At 38.0% G+C, this 15,978-nt stretch carries 14 protein-coding genes and 2 riboswitches; of the genes, 3 read left to right on the forward strand and 11 right to left on the reverse strand.

Annotated elements, in window-relative coordinates:
• Window positions 1–271: 271 nt before the first annotated feature.
• From ACX9YW_RS20425 to ACX9YW_RS20445, 5 genes are all read right to left on the reverse strand, one after another.
• Window positions 272–1,600: an NCS2 family permease gene (locus ACX9YW_RS20425; protein WP_460349998.1), complete on the reverse strand. Its 1,329-nt coding sequence runs from the start codon at window positions 1,598–1,600 to the stop codon at window positions 272–274.
• A gap of 121 nt (window positions 1,601–1,721) precedes the next feature.
• A riboswitch (purine riboswitch) is annotated at window positions 1,722–1,823 on the reverse strand.
• 116 nt (window positions 1,824–1,939) lie between these two features.
• Window positions 1,940–3,484: a glutamine-hydrolyzing GMP synthase gene (gene guaA, locus ACX9YW_RS20430; RefSeq protein WP_460350000.1), complete on the reverse strand. Its 1,545-nt coding sequence runs from the start codon at window positions 3,482–3,484 to the stop codon at window positions 1,940–1,942.
• A 117-nt stretch (window positions 3,485–3,601) separates the two neighbouring features.
• A riboswitch (purine riboswitch) is annotated at window positions 3,602–3,703 on the reverse strand.
• A 31-nt stretch (window positions 3,704–3,734) separates the two neighbouring features.
• Window positions 3,735–5,927 (reverse strand): transglutaminase TgpA family protein, encoded by a 2,193-nt coding sequence (locus tag ACX9YW_RS20435; RefSeq protein ID WP_460350003.1) that lies wholly within the window; start codon window positions 5,925–5,927, stop codon window positions 3,735–3,737.
• Window positions 5,924–7,141, reverse strand: coding sequence for a DUF58 domain-containing protein (locus ACX9YW_RS20440; RefSeq protein ID WP_460350005.1), 1,218 nt, complete (start codon window positions 7,139–7,141; stop codon window positions 5,924–5,926). Before ACX9YW_RS20440 ends, ACX9YW_RS20435 begins: the two co-directional genes overlap by 4 nt.
• Window positions 7,142–8,083 carry an AAA family ATPase gene (locus tag ACX9YW_RS20445; RefSeq protein ID WP_460350096.1) on the reverse strand — a complete coding sequence of 314 codons (942 nt, stop codon included), beginning with the start codon at window positions 8,081–8,083 and terminating at the stop codon, window positions 7,142–7,144.
• 312 nt (window positions 8,084–8,395) lie between these two features.
• On the opposite strand from ACX9YW_RS20445, the gene ACX9YW_RS20450 reads away from it, so the two are divergent.
• Window positions 8,396–9,388 carry a C40 family peptidase gene (locus ACX9YW_RS20450; RefSeq protein ID WP_460350007.1) on the forward strand — a complete coding sequence of 331 codons (993 nt, stop codon included), beginning with the start codon at window positions 8,396–8,398 and terminating at the stop codon, window positions 9,386–9,388.
• Between the two features lie 154 nt (window positions 9,389–9,542).
• Window positions 9,543–9,989, forward strand: coding sequence for an SgcJ/EcaC family oxidoreductase (locus tag ACX9YW_RS20455; RefSeq protein WP_460350009.1), 447 nt, complete (start codon window positions 9,543–9,545; stop codon window positions 9,987–9,989).
• Between the two features lie 20 nt (window positions 9,990–10,009).
• On the opposite strand, the gene ACX9YW_RS20460 is transcribed toward ACX9YW_RS20455, so the two are convergent.
• From ACX9YW_RS20460 to ACX9YW_RS20485, 6 genes are all read right to left on the reverse strand, one after another.
• The gene (locus ACX9YW_RS20460) at window positions 10,010–10,870 is read right to left on the reverse strand and encodes a nucleoside-diphosphate kinase (RefSeq protein WP_460350011.1); all 861 of its coding nucleotides are present in this window, start codon (window positions 10,868–10,870) and stop codon (window positions 10,010–10,012) included.
• Window positions 10,871–11,046: 176 nt separating this feature from the next.
• Window positions 11,047–11,706 carry a phosphate signaling complex protein PhoU gene (gene phoU, locus ACX9YW_RS20465; protein ID WP_460350013.1) on the reverse strand — a complete coding sequence of 220 codons (660 nt, stop codon included), beginning with the start codon at window positions 11,704–11,706 and terminating at the stop codon, window positions 11,047–11,049.
• Window positions 11,707–11,744: 38 nt separating this feature from the next.
• The gene (pstB, locus tag ACX9YW_RS20470) at window positions 11,745–12,548 is read right to left on the reverse strand and encodes a phosphate ABC transporter ATP-binding protein PstB (RefSeq protein WP_460350014.1); all 804 of its coding nucleotides are present in this window, start codon (window positions 12,546–12,548) and stop codon (window positions 11,745–11,747) included.
• Between the two features lie 20 nt (window positions 12,549–12,568).
• Window positions 12,569–13,447: a phosphate ABC transporter permease PstA gene (gene pstA / locus ACX9YW_RS20475; protein ID WP_460350016.1), complete on the reverse strand. Its 879-nt coding sequence runs from the start codon at window positions 13,445–13,447 to the stop codon at window positions 12,569–12,571.
• Window positions 13,447–14,394: a phosphate ABC transporter permease subunit PstC gene (gene pstC / locus ACX9YW_RS20480; protein WP_460350018.1), complete on the reverse strand. Its 948-nt coding sequence runs from the start codon at window positions 14,392–14,394 to the stop codon at window positions 13,447–13,449. The genes pstA and pstC overlap by 1 nt, the downstream gene beginning before the upstream one ends.
• 69 nt (window positions 14,395–14,463) lie before the next feature.
• Entirely contained in the window at window positions 14,464–15,429 is a 966-nt protein-coding gene (locus tag ACX9YW_RS20485) for a PstS family phosphate ABC transporter substrate-binding protein (protein ID WP_460350020.1), read from the reverse strand.
• A gap of 275 nt (window positions 15,430–15,704) precedes the next feature.
• Here ACX9YW_RS20485 and ACX9YW_RS20490 point away from each other — a divergent pair, with 275 nt between their 5' ends.
• Window positions 15,705–15,902, forward strand: coding sequence for a hypothetical protein (locus ACX9YW_RS20490; protein ID WP_460350022.1), 198 nt, complete (start codon window positions 15,705–15,707; stop codon window positions 15,900–15,902).
• Window positions 15,903–15,978 lie beyond the last annotated feature (76 nt).

The following is a 15,978-nucleotide window of genomic DNA, read 5'->3' on the forward strand; positions in this document are numbered from 1 at the left end:
TTCTTAAAAAGAAGTTTTGTTAATGTTTGGTTGTTTAGTTTTCAAAGAGCAATTTCAACATTGCCGTTAAGCAACTTTATTAATATATCATTCTAGCGAATGAATGTCAACAACTTTTCAATATTTTTATATTGATAACTTGTGTCGTTGTCGACTTAAACTATATTATCACCGTATCATTCCAAAGTCAATTAAACATTAGGAGGAAATTAAATCCAATTTTAAAACACAAAAAAACCTTGCCAATTTGCTGGCAAGGATTAAATGTAAATTAAATTAAAAACACAAAATAACAAACAAAAACGAAAAACAAGAAATACATAATTGGATGAACTTCTTTCATCTTACCTTTAATAGCCATCGTTATTGGATAAAAAATAAATCCTACGGCAATTCCAGTTGCAATACTATATGATAGTGGCATCGCAATAACGGTTAAGAAAGCTGGCACAGCAATTTCAAAGCGACTCCAATCAATTTTCCCCAAAGAAGAAACCATTAAAACCCCGACGATAATTAGTGCTGGCGCCGTTACTGGTGCTGTTACTACCTCTAATAACGGAAAGAAAAACAATGATAGAAGGAAAAATCCTGCTGTTACAAGGGCAGCAAATCCGGTTCTAGCTCCTGTTGCAACCCCAGCCGATGATTCAATATAAGATGTAGTGGTTGATGTTCCGAAAATAGATCCTGCAATGGATGCAATCGAATCAGCAAATAAGGCTCTTCCTGCATTCGGTAACTTATTTTCCTTCATTAACCCAGCTTGGTTGGCAACCGCAACTAGCGTTCCTGCATTATCAAAGAAGTCTACAAACAAGAATGTTAAAATAATTCCCATCATGGTTGTCGTATAAAATGAGCTGTCACCAAATGATGAGAATACCGCTCCGAAGGTAGGAGCAACACTTGGCACATGATCAACAATTCTATCTGGTGTATCAATTAAATTAAAAATCATTCCTACGATGGCAGTAATGATCATTCCATAAAACACGCCGCCCTTAATTCCTTTTGTCATTAAGATAACTGTTACAACAATACCAAAAATCGCAAGCAGTGTTTCTGGATTTGATAAATCACCCAAACCAACCAAGGTCGCATCGTTATTAACGATGATTTTAGCACTTTGCAAACCTACAAACGTAATAAATAATCCAATCCCCGCACCAACCGCATATTTCAAATCAATTGGAATGGCATTAATGATTTTTTCACGCCAACCGGAAATCGTAAGCAATAAGAAAAACACACCTGAAATCAACACAGCGCCAAGAGCATGCTGCCATGGAATTCCACTACCTAGGACAACGGTATATGCAAAAAAAGCATTTAAGCCCATACCCGGTGCAAGTGCTAGTGGATACTTCCCTATTAAACCCATGATAATGGAGCCAACCGCCGCCGCTAAGGCTGTTGCCACGAAGACAGCGCCATAATCCATCCTCATTGAATCTGGCAAATCAGGAATATTAGCAAGTGTTAGTGTAATGGGATTGACCACTAAAATATAGGCCATCGCAAGGAAGGTTGTTAACCCACCCATAAATTCACGGCGATAATTGGTACCTAGCTCTTCAAACTGAAAATACTTTCTCACTCTTTTCTCCCCCTTAAACGTTTTTGTGCTAAGAAATAAAAAAAACACTTCGGTACCGTTCACCGAAGCGTTGACTTTGAAGTTTGCGTAAAATAATCTTGAGCACACAAATAGCCCATAGCTTATCCAACACTTACCTCGTAGTCAAGCTATTTACGGTAGCTCGGTAGAAACTTCTGGGCCATATTCCCAAGATTATACGACGTAAATCGACAATATTTATTATATTTTTATTATAACTAGGTATTTTTACCCCGTCAACAAAAAAACGAACATTTTTTTAAAATGTTCGTTTAACGTTCGTGTTCACTTCGATATAAGCCGCTTCCGCTTTTCTTGTTACTCCCACTCAATTGTTGCTGGTGGCTTGCTTGTAATATCATAAACAACACGATTCACATGTGCCACTTCGTTAACGATTCGTGTTGAAATGACTTCAAGCACTTCCCATGGAATACGCGCCCAGTCAGAAGTCATTCCATCAATGGAAGTAACGGCACGAATTCCGATTGTGTAATCATAAGTACGAGCATCCCCCATTACTCCAACGCTGCGGATATCAGGAAGGACCGTAAAGTATTGCCAAATATCACGATCTAAGCCGGCATTTTTAATTTCTTCACGCAAAATCGCATCTGACTCACGAACGATTTCAAGCTTTTCGTCGGAAATTTCTCCAAGCACACGAATCCCTAACCCTGGACCTGGGAAAGGCTGTCTCCAAACGATATCGTCAGGAATTCCTAATTCTTTCCCTAACGCCCGAACCTCATCCTTAAATAAAGTATTTAACGGTTCAATTAGTTTAAACTGCATATCTTCAGGGAGGCCACCGACATTATGATGTGACTTGATCGTTTGCGCAGTTGCCGTACCACTCTCAATAATATCTGTATATAGAGTTCCTTGAGCTAAAAACTCAATACCTTGTAATTTCGCTGCTTCATCATCAAAAACATAAATAAATTCATTTCCGATAATTTTACGTTTTTGTTCCGGATCAGAAATACCTTTCAACTTACCTAAGAAACGATCTTTCGCATCCACTTTGATCACATTCATATGGAAGCCTTCTGAAAAAGTCTTCATTACACCTTCCGCTTCATCTTTACGCAATAGACCGTGATCGACAAATATACATGTTAATTGGTCACCAATTGCTTTATGGATTAGAACAGCGACAACCGATGAATCTACACCGCCACTTAACGCACAAAGAACCTTTTTATCGCCAACGGTTTCACGAATCTTGGCCATCTCATGCTCAATAAAGTTTTCCATCGACCAATTTCCTTTACATTCACATACACCGAATACAAAGTTCTTCAAAAGGTCATTGCCGTAAACAGAATGCAATACTTCCGGATGGAATTGGACAGCGTACAACCCACGATTGACATCTGACATCGAAGCAATCGGACATGAAACGCTTGTAGCATCAATGGAAAATCCTGCTGGTGTTTCAACAACTAAGTCACCATGGCTCATCCAAACAACCTGTTGCGTTGGAAGGTCGCGGAATAATGGCGATGGAGTTTTTACATCAATGTTTGCCTTTCCGTACTCACGATGTTTCGCCTTTTCTACTTTACCACCAAAATGAAGGGTCATTAGTTGCATTCCATAACAAATACCTAGAATCGGAATGCCTAATTCAAAAATCGCTTCATCACAGCGGAATGAATTTTCCTCATAGACACTATTTGGACCACCAGAAAAAATAATCCCTGCTGGATTCATTTTTTTGATTTCCTCAGCTGTAATCGTATGGGGGTGTAATTCACTATACACACCAAATTCACGAATACGACGGGTAATTAGCTGGTTATACTGACTACCAAAATCAAGCACCACTACAATTTCTTGCGTTTGACCTTCCTTCATAACTCGTCACCACTTTCCTTAAATTATTTGTTCTTATTATGCGCAAATAAAAAAACTAGAATCCGCTCTCTCTATAATAAAAAAAATAGAAAGGCAGAATTCTAGTATATTGGTATACAAATAGATTCCTGCCTTCATAGTCAGATCATTTACGGTGATCCGGTAGAAACTTTCGATCCATATTATCGAGGATATACGAAGGTGCTATACAATTTAATATTTCATATTTTAACGATAGGAATCTTATTGGTCAAGCGATTGTTTTTTTAATTAAATTTTCCCATAATTCCTTACTGTTTTGCCAAGTTCCGCTCTGTAGTGTACCCTTGTAGATTAAGTGCTCATATCGGTCTGTTAAACGAGTCATCTCTCTTGACGAGAAAAAGCTGTCCACATATTTGGCGTATTCTCGTAAGGTTTGATCTGGTTTACGTTTTAGACCATATAAATCCAATTGTTTTAAAAGGGCAAGATAGGCCATCGCAAAATGATCATCCGTCTTTTTAAACTTATAGCGGAATAATAGATAATACGGCATCCAGTTTGCTCGTTTCCGATAGGCAATGGCGGTAATTACCACTAATACTAAACCACCTAATAACACCCAATGTCCATGATTCTTTAAGAATAGCTTTGCTTTAAGCCATAGTAATTTAAACGAAAAACCGGAAGAGGATTTGTTAGTATCGGTATCCTTAGGATCTGGCTTTTTCACTTCTGGTTTCTTTGCAGGTACCGGCGTTTGGTCCTTTTGGGTTTCTTCCTTATACGTATCAAAATTTAAGGTTACGTTATTTGCGAATCCAGGAGTTGGCTCAAATGCCAACCAACCTGATCCCGGAAAATAAACCTCCACCCATGAATGAGCATTATTATTGGTAATTTCATACACCTTGCGACTTTCCTCACCAAGCCACTTATACTCTCCGCCAGAATAACCTTTAACCCAACGGGCAGGTATTCCGACCGCACGCAATAAGACAACCATGGATGTTGAAAAATTATCACAATAACCTCGCTGAGTCTCAAATAAAAACTGAGCAACATAATCGTCATCAGCGCGTGGGACCGCGACATTTTTTTGATCATAGATAAATGGCGGTTTCTTAAAATACTTTTCAACTGCTCGAGCTTTATCAAACCAAGTTTCTTGGCCATCGGTAATTTCTCGTGCGAGTCTATGGACCTCTGGCGGTAAGGTAGTAGGCAACTGGGTATATCTCTGTAGGAATTGATTATCAAGTCTCGCTGATTCACCGGATTTTACCTGTTGCAGCTTGGTTACACTATACCTCGGAACTTCATAGACAAAGGAATAGGGTTGATTGTTCCGGACCCCATTTTCAAAATAAATTTTTTCATTTATCAAGTCTAACTCAAGCAACTCTGGACTCTGAGTTTGAATTTTTCGAACTCCGAACGGATAGACAATATGAGGATATGCCATAAATGGAATGATAATTGCTTTCCGCTCCTTGCTCTCCACTTCCCCTTCATAATCATAAAGCGGAACCTCCAAATCTGATGCCAATGAGACCCGACGATTACCATTATTAGAAACGACCCAGCCTTTACCTGTATAAAAGTCCTTCGTTTCAACTTTCCAATAATGCTTTGACTCTGTTTCAGCTTGGAAAACTATGCTGTTATCGCCAGTAAAAGGTCCCCCGAGCCGCGAGTCATCCACACCATAACCAATCTTCCCTGTTCCACCATTACCACTTTTTTCATTTAATGATTTTATAAATGGAACAGGGTCTGGCCATATCGGCTCTGCCTTAGGAGCGATATATCCAATGCTTACACTAAGTACAATTAAGCTTGTCAGGATTGATAACCATTTTTTTAAAAAGGAAAAATCACGTCCGAGATTTTCTTTTGTTAAGATTCGATTTAAGGTTAGAATTCCCATTGCGGCAAATCCAGTCACAACCGCCCTAATAATCGCTCCCTTTGCAGAGTAAGGGGTAAATGTATCTAGTACGGTAATGTAAATAAGGGTGACCGCAAAAAATAGAAAAATTCGTTTACGATTAAGCAGCCAATAATGGATTAGATACGTCATTAACCATAACAACAGGAAAAACATAATCGTCCGGAACACATTGGTCATTTCTGTCCAATTACCTTCAAAAACAAAGCCGAGATTGTTAATAAAATCATTGGCAATATGTGTAATCCAGGAAAGCGATAAAAAGCCGCCTTCAAAGTAAAAAATATGGACACTACAAAGAATATAAAAAACTTTAATCAAAAAACTCAACCATATTCTTACTTCAAAAAACGCCAAAACAAAGGATAAAACAATATAAAAGATGAAAACATAGATGTGTCCTGTATCTGTAAGTTCTTCCAACGGACGTATCCATTCCCACAATAAAACAAACCCGAAAGCATAGAGGAAAAAGGTCTCCCAATTACGTTTAATACTTCCTGAACTCATCCTCGATTCACCTCCGCAAACGCATTGGCAAACTGCCCTTCGTGAACCATAACAATTCTTATTCCGCGGGACGAGGCCGTAGATCGTAACGATAATTCATTCGCGGACAACGATTCTTTTGCTTTTTTCATTAGAAAAATAACAATCGTTCCTTTACGCTGTGCTAAAAAACCGACTTTTTCAAGCAATGGCTTGTTTAGCTCTGCTGTAACAAGTAAGAGGGATGCATTTTGCTGTGTTAAAAAACCCTCAAATTCTAAAGCGCGATCTAATGTAATCGTGCTACTGTCCTCCAATTTTGCAAGATGATAGAAAATCTGATGCTGCTGCGCTTCGCCACCCCTTATGGCGAAAGACGTTCTTTCCTTCCCGTAAGTTAGTAATCCAACTTGGGCACCTTTCCGTAATATCGCTCTCACAATTGAAGCCGTAAACGAGACAACTAATTCAAAGTGGCTGTGTCGCACACCATCCATCACTACCAACACATCATGGGACTGCCTTTGTTCAAATTCTTTCGTCATAATGGCATTACGCTTCGCGGTAGCTTTCCAGTTAATCCAAGAAAACCGGTCACCCGGTTCGTATTCTCGGACACCTATGGCAATCGTGGTATCGCGTTGCACCCGCTCCCTTGATGCGGTCATTCCTTGATCATAATGATTTTCAAACGGACGATAGATCATTTCTGTGAACGCCGGATAGACGATAATTTGATTTACAACTGGTCGGGTTATTTCTTTTTCAATTAACCCTAATAGATCACCCGTTTTTAAGTGAACTTCATTGAAAAAATGCTCACCACGAGGCAGATTTTCAACGATGTACTCAAAAGCAAACTCCCTTTTGAAACCAGGAGTGAGAATGACCTTGGACTTTTTCACTTGAGGTGAGTATTTCAGTTTATCAGTTAGCGCATCTTCAACAATTAAATAAAATAATGGAAACCTCCATTTTCGTTTTAGCATGATTTTTACCTTCAGCGGCTCACCAGCGTGATAGTCGGTTTTTGTTAAAATTCGTTCTACCTCTATATCCTTCAGGGGATAAAATGAAACACCCAAGCTCAAAATGACAAACGGCGAAAAACTAAAAAACAAAAACCAACTAACAAATCCCCCCTGGAACATCGCATAAGAATAGGTAATCACTGCTAATAACAATAAAACGAGCAGCTTCCAAGGAAATTGGATAAGTGCGATGATCTTTTTCATCTACTTCACTAACCTTTGAACGGGGACAGGCACACGAGCAACGACACGTTTGACAATTTCCTCGGACGTAATCCCTTCAAATTTTGCTTCTGATTTTAAAATCAGCCGGTGTGCAAATACATAAGGGGCTAAAAATTGCACATCATCTGGAATGACATAATCTCGGTCATACATAAATGCATACGCTTGCGCTGCTTTCATAAGAGCTATGGAGCCACGAGGACTCGCCCCTAAATAAACATTATTATGAGAACGGGTTCTTTGTGCCAATTCGACAATATAGCGTTTAATCGTTTCATCGACATACACATTTTTAATATCCTCTTGCAGATATTTCAATTGCTCTAAAGTCACCACTGGCTCTAAGTCTTCGATTGGTGGAGTTTTTTGAGCGCGGTTTAATACTTCCATCTCTTCATCCATTTCAGGATAGCCCATTTGCATTTTTAATAAGAAACGATCAAGCTGCGCTTCCGGCAATGGATACGTTCCTTCATATTCAATCGGGTTTTGTGTGGCCATAACGAAGAACGGCCTTTCTAGTTTATGGGTTACCCCGTCAATTGTAACGCTATTTTCTTCCATTCCTTCTAGCAACGCCGATTGGGTTTTTGGAGAGGTCCGATTGATTTCGTCGGCTAGAATAATATTTCCCATCAACGGTCCTGGTCGAAACTGGAACTCCATCTCCTTCGGATTATAAATGGAAACACCTGTTACATCAGAAGGTAGAAGGTCAGGCGTAAACTGTATACGTTTAAATTTTGCCCCGACTGATTTAGCCAGTGCCCGTACCATCATCGTTTTTCCTACCCCAGGAACGTCCTCTAGCAGTACATGACCATTTGCAAGTAATGCCACTAAGCTTAGTTCTGCCACTGTACGCTTACCAATCATAACCTTTTCTATATTTTGAATAATTCGCTCGATTTGTGGATTCATTTTATTATGCAATTTCGCTTCCCCCTTGCGATGTAAATAAAAAAACTCACTTTTAGTAATATATTCGGCATTTTTTGGCAAAACCCTGTAAAAAACTCAGAATTTAGCCATACATTATTTGACGTATATCATAGCAAAAAAGTTTCGGAATATTTAGATGTAGATTTTACCACTCTATCAAAATAGGAAACTATTGGCCTATTATCCAATATGTTAGGGTTTAAATGACCTTCTGATACCTTTATCATAGAAATCGAGCAACAAAGCACACCACATCAGACGAAATAAAAATTCAACTAGAGGAGTGTGTTCATGAAAAAAACAATTATTTCAGCAGCTGTAGCATTAGGTATGATGGCAACGGGATTTGTAAACCAGGCCGATGCTCACGAGTTAACCTATAAGGTACAGACTGGTGATACCCTTTGGAAAATCTCCAATAATAACAATCTCTCCGTTCAAGAGTTAATGCAATATAACAATTTAACCTCTTCAACCATTTACGTAGGGCAAGAATTATCTTTATTGGCACCACATTCACACCCAGTGGAAACTCCGCAGCCAGTAACCTATAAAGTTAAAGCCGGAGATACGCTTTATTTAGTTGCAAAACAGAATAATTCAACAGTTAATGAGATTAAATCCTTAAATAATCTATCATCTGACATGATTTATATTGGACAAGTGCTGATAATTGGGGTGCTACCAGCACCGGCAACACCGGAGCCAACTCCAGTCCCAACACCTGCTCCATCTACTGCAAAAACTTATACCGTTCAATCAGGTGATTCATTATGGAAAATTGCCACGAACAATGGATTAACGGTCACACAATTAAAAAATTTTAACCAACTAACGAGTGACAACATTTATATCGGTCAAGTGTTAAAATTAACACCTACCGATCAGGTATCAACTCCCGCTCCAGAAATCAAACCAGCATTTAATTCGGATTCACTAATCTCTGAAGGTAAAAAGTATATCGGCGTTCCGTATGTATGGGGCGGCAACACACCTACCGGTTTTGACTGTTCTGGTTTCTTGAAGTATGTCTACAACACACAGGGTGTCACACTTCCGAGAACCGTTGCGACAATATGGGAGGCTACCACATCTGTAGCTACACCGCAAAAAGGTGACATTGTCTTTTTCACCACTTATGAACCAGGCCCATCACATGCTGGTATTTACCTTGGAAATAATCAATTCCTCCATGCAAGCACATCCGTTGGCGTAACCATTTCGGATTTGAACAATTCCTACTGGAAACCGCTTTACCTAGGAGCTAGAGCAGTTAAGCAGTAATAGTTTTTCATGAATTAGATTACCGTATTCAACACAGGGATGGTTCCAATCGAGGAATCATCCCTTTTGATTTAACATATTCTAAAAAAAGAAATTGAAAATCCGTTATAATTCATTTACGATTATGAAAAAAGGCATTTTTTGGAGGTTTTTTATGGAGTCTTTAGCAGTCCAACAGGTACAATCCTTATATTACCAGACAATGGAGGCTTGGAATAACCGAGATGCTCATACCATTGCCCATTTATATACAGTGGATGGAGAAAGTATTGGGTTTGACGGCATCCAAATCATAGGCCGCGAATCTTTATTGGCTCGGTTTCATACGATTTTTGAAGAGACTCTTACCTCCAATTTTGTTTATAAAATTAAAGATATTCATTTTCTTAGTCCTACTATTGCGATCATAAGGGCAATTGCCGGCATGGTTCCCCCTGGACATGAGGACATTATTCCGAATGGAAATACCCATCACACATTAATTATCATTAACCAAGAGGGAAAATGGCTCATTAAACTATTCCAAAGTACCCCGGCAAGGTTTCTTGGCCGGCCAGATTTATGTGAACAAATGACAGAGGAACTTCGGGAGCTTTTATAAAGCACCATCTAACCATTCCATTACCTGAAGTTTTTAGGTGGAATTAATAAAGTTGTTTTAAGTAAACAGCTCTCCCATTTTGAAAAGTCCAATCCTACTCTTGGCAATAAGGCATCAAAGTTTACTCTATGGAAAAGTCTATAATCAGTCATATATTTCAAAAGTTTATTTTCTCGCAGAACCTTAAAAAATTGGCGGTATTCCTCCTGGAGGGTTTCGTACAACCAAATTTGCCTTTTTGCCTGACTGATGCCTTTTGACTGCTGTATTTTTTCTTCAATAAAGGTAGTATAGTGATGTCTCACTCTAGTATCCATTGTTGCACGTTGCAAGCATCTCATTTTTAATCGAAAATATAGATCTACCAAATCCAGAGAATGCTGATCATTTTGTTTAAACTTACATAAATAATGTCGATTTTCTAAGTGGTTTATTTCTTCATTTGAGAAAAACAATAGTGCCTCCCGTTTAGCATCATTTGAAGAATCAGAAGAATGAAAGAGGTTAAAAATCCGATTCATCGATCCAAATTTATGTCGAATACTTCCCTGTTGGGCTAATTCAGGTTTGTTATTCCCCTTCCACTTTTGATTGATTTCTTCTGAAACCGAACGGTATGGATGCCTTGGCTTTCCTTGGACTATCACACAAAGACTTTCGCCAAGGTTAAAAAACTCCGTTTCTAATTTCCACCACCAAGCTGGTTCATAATCATCATCATTCCAATATAAACGCTGGCATAAATCAGGTGTAATATCCACATACTTACTTGCGAGAATTTCAAAGCCGTTTTCCTGTAAATAGGCTAATATATCCTGCTCTAAATTTAAGTACACCGCATCAGGTTTACAAATCACGAATCCTATATTGTTCCAATTCAAGGTCATTAGCTCCTTTATAGTCGTATGCGATAATATATGACCAATAAGGTTCAAATTCCTTTTGTCCATGTACCCATTTTAACAACATGAATAATGGGATGAAAAAAGCTTCTCACAAGTTCGGGGTGAACTCATGAAAAGCTTCCTGTTACTACACTTGTGGACAGAACCATGCCCTATGTATTTAAATCATATCTTTTTCCTTTCACCATGTAAAAAACATGCTCTGCAATATTCGTCATATGATCAGCCGCTCTTTCTAGGTATCGGCATATAAAAGATAGCTGAGTTATTTGGGAAACAAATTCAGGTTTTTCAGCATTGATTTTTAGAAGGTCCTTAATGGTTTGGCCGTATAAGGAATCTACTTCATCATCCATCACTGATACTCTTTTAGCTTTATCTAAGTCCTCTTCATTGTATGACTCGATGGATAAACGGAGCATGTCACGGTTAAGTTCATACATTCTTTTGATATGCTCTATAGGTTTTATTAATGGTTCATTGCCAATACGAATGGTAGACTTCGCTATATTAACAGCAAAATCTGCAATTCGCTCTATATCACTTGCTATTTTGATTGCCACGACCAGTCTTCTTAAATCAATCGCTACAGGTTGTTGCTTAGCAATAAGGAGGATAGCTGCATCATTAATTTCTTCCTCTAACATATTTGCTTTTGTATCCTCTTCCATAATTTCTAACGCTAAATCAACATTTTGGGACTCTAATGCTAATACTGCTTTCTCTAGGGCATTGATAGAGAAATGTCCTAGCTCCGTTAATTTGTTTTGAAGAAGCTTTAATTCTGCGTCATATCTTTCTCTGATGGGCATTTTTTCGGAAGTCTCCTTTCACTACTCTAGGCTGAATTTTATCCAAATCTTCCTGTAATATAATCTTCTGTTCTTTTATCTGAAGGAGTAGAAAAGATTTTATTCGTTATGTCAAATTCAATGACTTCCCCACTTAAAAAGAAAGCCGTTTTATCGGAAATACGTGCTGCCTGTTGCATGTTATGAGTCACAATGATAATGCTAAAATTTCGTTTTAATTCTTGTACTAATTCTTCCACTTTTAATGTTGAGATTGGATCAAGTGCAGATGTTGGTTCATCCATTAAAATAACATCTGGCTCAATAGCCAAACAACGTGCAATGCATAATCTTTGCTGTTGTCCTCCTGACAAGCCATAAGCATTTTGGTTTAAACGATCTTTTACTTCATCCCAAATGGCAGCACCTTTTAAGCTTGTTTCTACAATTTCATCTAATATTTTCCTATCACGAATACCATGAATTTTAGGACCATACACGACATTTTCATAGATTGATTTTGGAAATGGATTTGGTTTTTGAAAAACCATTCCCACCTTTGTCCGGAGTTCTTCAACCTTGTAAGACTTATCCAAGATATTTCTTCCTCTGTAGAATATCTCACCTGCTGTTTTCACTCCAGGAACAAGTTCAATCATCCGATTCAACGTTTTGATATAGGTGGATTTACCACAGCCAGACGGCCCAATTATAGCAGTAACTTCATTTGCCATTATATCAAGATCAATTTCTTTTAAAGCATGATTTTCACCATACCATAAATTAAGTTGTTTTGTTTTATAAACAATATCTTTATTATTTTCATCAGAATTATGCTTATCATTATTGATTACACTTTCCATTCATAATCCTCCAATCCTTTCTAATAACGCTTTTGATACTTATTTCTAATTAGTACAGCGATTGAATTCATGATAATAAGCATGATTAACAATACGATGATTCCGGCAGCAGCTAATGAATGAAATTCCTCCTGGGGGCGACTTGTCCAGTTATAAATTTGCATCGGTAAAACCGTGAATGTATCAAACACCGTTTTTGGTAAAAAGGCAATAAACAACGGCAACCCCAAAACCACAAGTGGTGCTGTTTCTCCAATTGCCCTTGAGAGAGCTAAAATTCCTCCCGTCAATATCCCTGGAATGGCAGCAGGTAAAACAACACGAATGATGGTTTGCCATTTAGTTGCCCCCATACCGAATGAAGCTTCGCGTAAATTTTTAGGAACAGAACGAATGGCTTCCTGAGAAGCAACAATAATAACAGGGAGGATGAGTAAACTCATTGTTAGTCCAGCAGCAAGAACACTAGTGCCTAAGCCTAGAGCTCGGACAAATAAAGTTAAACCTAGTAAACCAAATACAATAGAAGGTACACCCGCTAAGTTTGAAATATTAACTTGAATAAAATCAGTAAACCTATTTTTCTTTGCATATTCTTCTAAATAAAGCGCTGTCCCCACACCTAGTAATAATGACAAAGGTGCAGTTACGGCCACCAACCAAATCGTCCCGATTAGCGCTGTTTTAACTCCTGCTCTCTCTGGCCTTCTCGAAGGTAGATTTTGAAGAAAATCTAAACTTAAATAGTCCATTCCTTGCGTAAGTATCCGATAAAGAAGAACCCCAAGAACCAATAAGCCAAAAAGTGTAGCGATAAGAAATATGAAACGATAAACTCGGTTCAAATATAACCTTGATCCCATCCTTCCAACAACTTTTGAATGATCAATTCGTTTCATTAGTACTCCTCCCTAAAGCGCTTAGAAATAAATTGGGCAAGAAGGTTCATCAATAAAGTAAAAACAAATAACGTCATTCCCACTGCATAAATACTATAGTAGATTGTTGTTCCATACCCTGCATCACCAGTGCTCACTTGTACAATATAGGCAGTCATAGTTTGAATAGAACTAGTAACATTCCAGCCTAATGTTGGCGTTGAACCACCGGCAACAGCTACAATCATGGTTTCTCCAATAGCTCTAGAAATAGCTAGAACAATGGAGGATATGATACCAGAAATAGCTGCAGGTAATACTACTTTCATGGAAACTTCGAATTTTGTTGATCCAAGGGCTAACGCCCCTTCCCTCAGCGAGTTGGGAACAGAAGTCATGGCATCTTCTGAGAGTGAGGCAATCATTGGAGTAATCATAATACCAATCACAATCCCCGGGCTTAGAGCATTAAAAATCTCAAGATTAGGGATAAATCCGCGAAGAATGGGCGTTACGAAAGTCAAAGCAAAGAATCCATAAACAATTGTTGGAATACCTGCTAATACTTCTAAAATAGGTTTAATCATTCTTCTCGAACGGTCTGATGCATATTCACTTAAAAATATAGCGGAAGCCAACCCAATTGGAACCGCAACAATGATACCAATAATCGTTACCCTTAACGTTCCAGATACTAACGGAAGGATTCCATAAGATCCTTCTGTTTCAGAAAACGGATACCACTTTTTTGCAGTAATAAATTCTATAAAAGAAACTTTTGAAAAGAACGTAAATGTTTCAAATATTAGTGTAAATACAATTCCAAGTGTCGTTAATACCGAGATCACAGCGGTAATGAATAATATTATTGGAACCATCTTTTCAATAACCATGTGAGCACTTTTATTTTGATTCTTTTCTGCAATGAGTTTTTGAATAGATAATGACCCCTTTTTTTCTGACCCCATTAGAAAACCTCCTTTTGAAAAAAAATGAGAAGCATTCTTTGATATGCTCCCCATCATTTAACATAAATATCACTTTAGCGACTCAATCTTATCAAGGTCCTTCGTATATTCGTCTTCCGGTAGGCTAACATAACCTACATCTTCTGATAGAACGGCCGCATTTTCGATTAGAAAAGTTGCATAATGATATACTTCTGCCCTTTTTAATGATTCATTTTTTACATAGGTGAATAAAGGTCTTGATAAAGGTGAGTATTCACCTGATTTGATGGTTTCTTTTGTCGGTTCTACAGGACCATTGCCGCCATCGATCGGAACAATTCTTACTTTATCCTTGTTTTCTAAGTAGTAGGCAAAACCGAAGTAGGCAATACCGTTCTTTTCACCCGATACACCTTGAACAAGTATATTATCATCTTCAGATAAAGTTGCTTTTTCCACAATTGGTTGCTTATCTAAGATTACTTCATCGAAGTAATCGAATGTTCCTGAATCCGTTCCAGGGGAATAGAATTTAATTTCCTCATCCGGCCAACCTGTTCGAATATCCGACCATTTTTTTGTCTTACCATCCTCAATCCACATTTTCTTTAGTTCATCAATCGTTAAATGATCAACCCAATCGTTATCCTTATTAACGACTACTGACAGCCCATCGAAAGCCAATTTTAACTCCGTATAGTCAATGCCTTTCTCTTGTAATTTCGATTTTTCTTCCTCTTTAATAGGACGAGACGCATTACTCATATCTGTTTCCCCAGCGATAAACGCTTTAAATCCACCGCCCGTTCCAGATAATCCAACCGACACCCTTACATTTGGTTGAACGGTCTGGTATTCCTCTGCTACCGCCTCCATAATCGGATAAACCGTAGAGGAACCATCTATTTTTACTTCTCCAGATAGCTGCTCATTATTTCCTCCGGCACCTGTATTGGTGTCTTCTGCATTTTGATTTCCGGTGCCACAAGCCGCTGCGATAACTAACATTCCGCTCATCATTGCTGATAAAGCTAATTTTCGATAGATCTTCATTTGTAAATTCCTCCAAAAACGGTAGTTTTTTTTAAATCTTATCTATAAAAGTAGCCAACTCGCATAAGCTTATTTTGTTCAAAAAAATGAAATTAACGCCATTAATAAAATATTTTTTCTCCCTAAACAACAAACGGATATTCGTTATTTATCAACATGTGCCGAATTAAGTTTTGGTTTTTGGTTAATCATATCTGCTATAAGTCCTGTAAGGTTTATATCCATGTTGGTGGCTTTTTTCTTTACTAATTTAAAATATATTGAGGATGATTATCTTGTCTAAAAATAACCGGAAAAAGATGTCTACTAATGAGGCAAATATGAAATTGAATGCTCGATTTAACAACGATAGCGAACGCTTTCCTTCTGGCGTTATTTCAAATCCGAATGAAGCTAATCAAGAAATTCAGGAACAATTCTATGAAGGCACTGAAGAAGAGAAAATAATTTACTCACCTTTCATGTCGCAATAGACATAAAAAGGGCATCTCTTAGTCAAAAATTGACTTTTGAGACAGCCCTTTTCATGTTTATCGGTACACTAAATGA

The sequence above is a fragment of the Pseudoneobacillus rhizolycopersici genome (genome assembly GCF_054786815.1).

Excerpts from the sequence above, each read along its gene's own strand:
- guaA (WP_460350000.1), bottom strand. The coding sequence starts at position 3,484 with ATGAAGGAAGGTCAAACGCAAGAAATTGTAGTGGTGCTTGATTTTGGT.
- ACX9YW_RS20435 (WP_460350003.1), bottom strand. The coding sequence starts at position 5,927 with ATGAGTTCAGGAAGTATTAAACGTAATTGGGAGACCTTTTTCCTCTAT.
- ACX9YW_RS20440 (WP_460350005.1), bottom strand. The coding sequence starts at position 7,141 with ATGAAAAAGATCATCGCACTTATCCAATTTCCTTGGAAGCTGCTCGTT.
- ACX9YW_RS20445 (WP_460350096.1), bottom strand. The coding sequence starts at position 8,083 with ATGAATCCACAAATCGAGCGAATTATTCAAAATATAGAAAAGGTTATG.
- ACX9YW_RS20450 (WP_460350007.1), top strand. The coding sequence starts at position 8,396 with ATGAAAAAAACAATTATTTCAGCAGCTGTAGCATTAGGTATGATGGCA.
- ACX9YW_RS20455 (WP_460350009.1), top strand. The coding sequence starts at position 9,543 with ATGGAGTCTTTAGCAGTCCAACAGGTACAATCCTTATATTACCAGACA.
- phoU (WP_460350013.1), bottom strand. The coding sequence starts at position 11,706 with ATGCCCATCAGAGAAAGATATGACGCAGAATTAAAGCTTCTTCAAAAC.
- pstB (WP_460350014.1), bottom strand. The coding sequence starts at position 12,548 with ATGGAAAGTGTAATCAATAATGATAAGCATAATTCTGATGAAAATAAT.
- pstA (WP_460350016.1), bottom strand. The coding sequence starts at position 13,447 with ATGAAACGAATTGATCATTCAAAAGTTGTTGGAAGGATGGGATCAAGG.
- pstC (WP_460350018.1), bottom strand. The coding sequence starts at position 14,394 with ATGGGGTCAGAAAAAAAGGGGTCATTATCTATTCAAAAACTCATTGCA.
- ACX9YW_RS20485 (WP_460350020.1), bottom strand. The coding sequence starts at position 15,429 with ATGAAGATCTATCGAAAATTAGCTTTATCAGCAATGATGAGCGGAATG.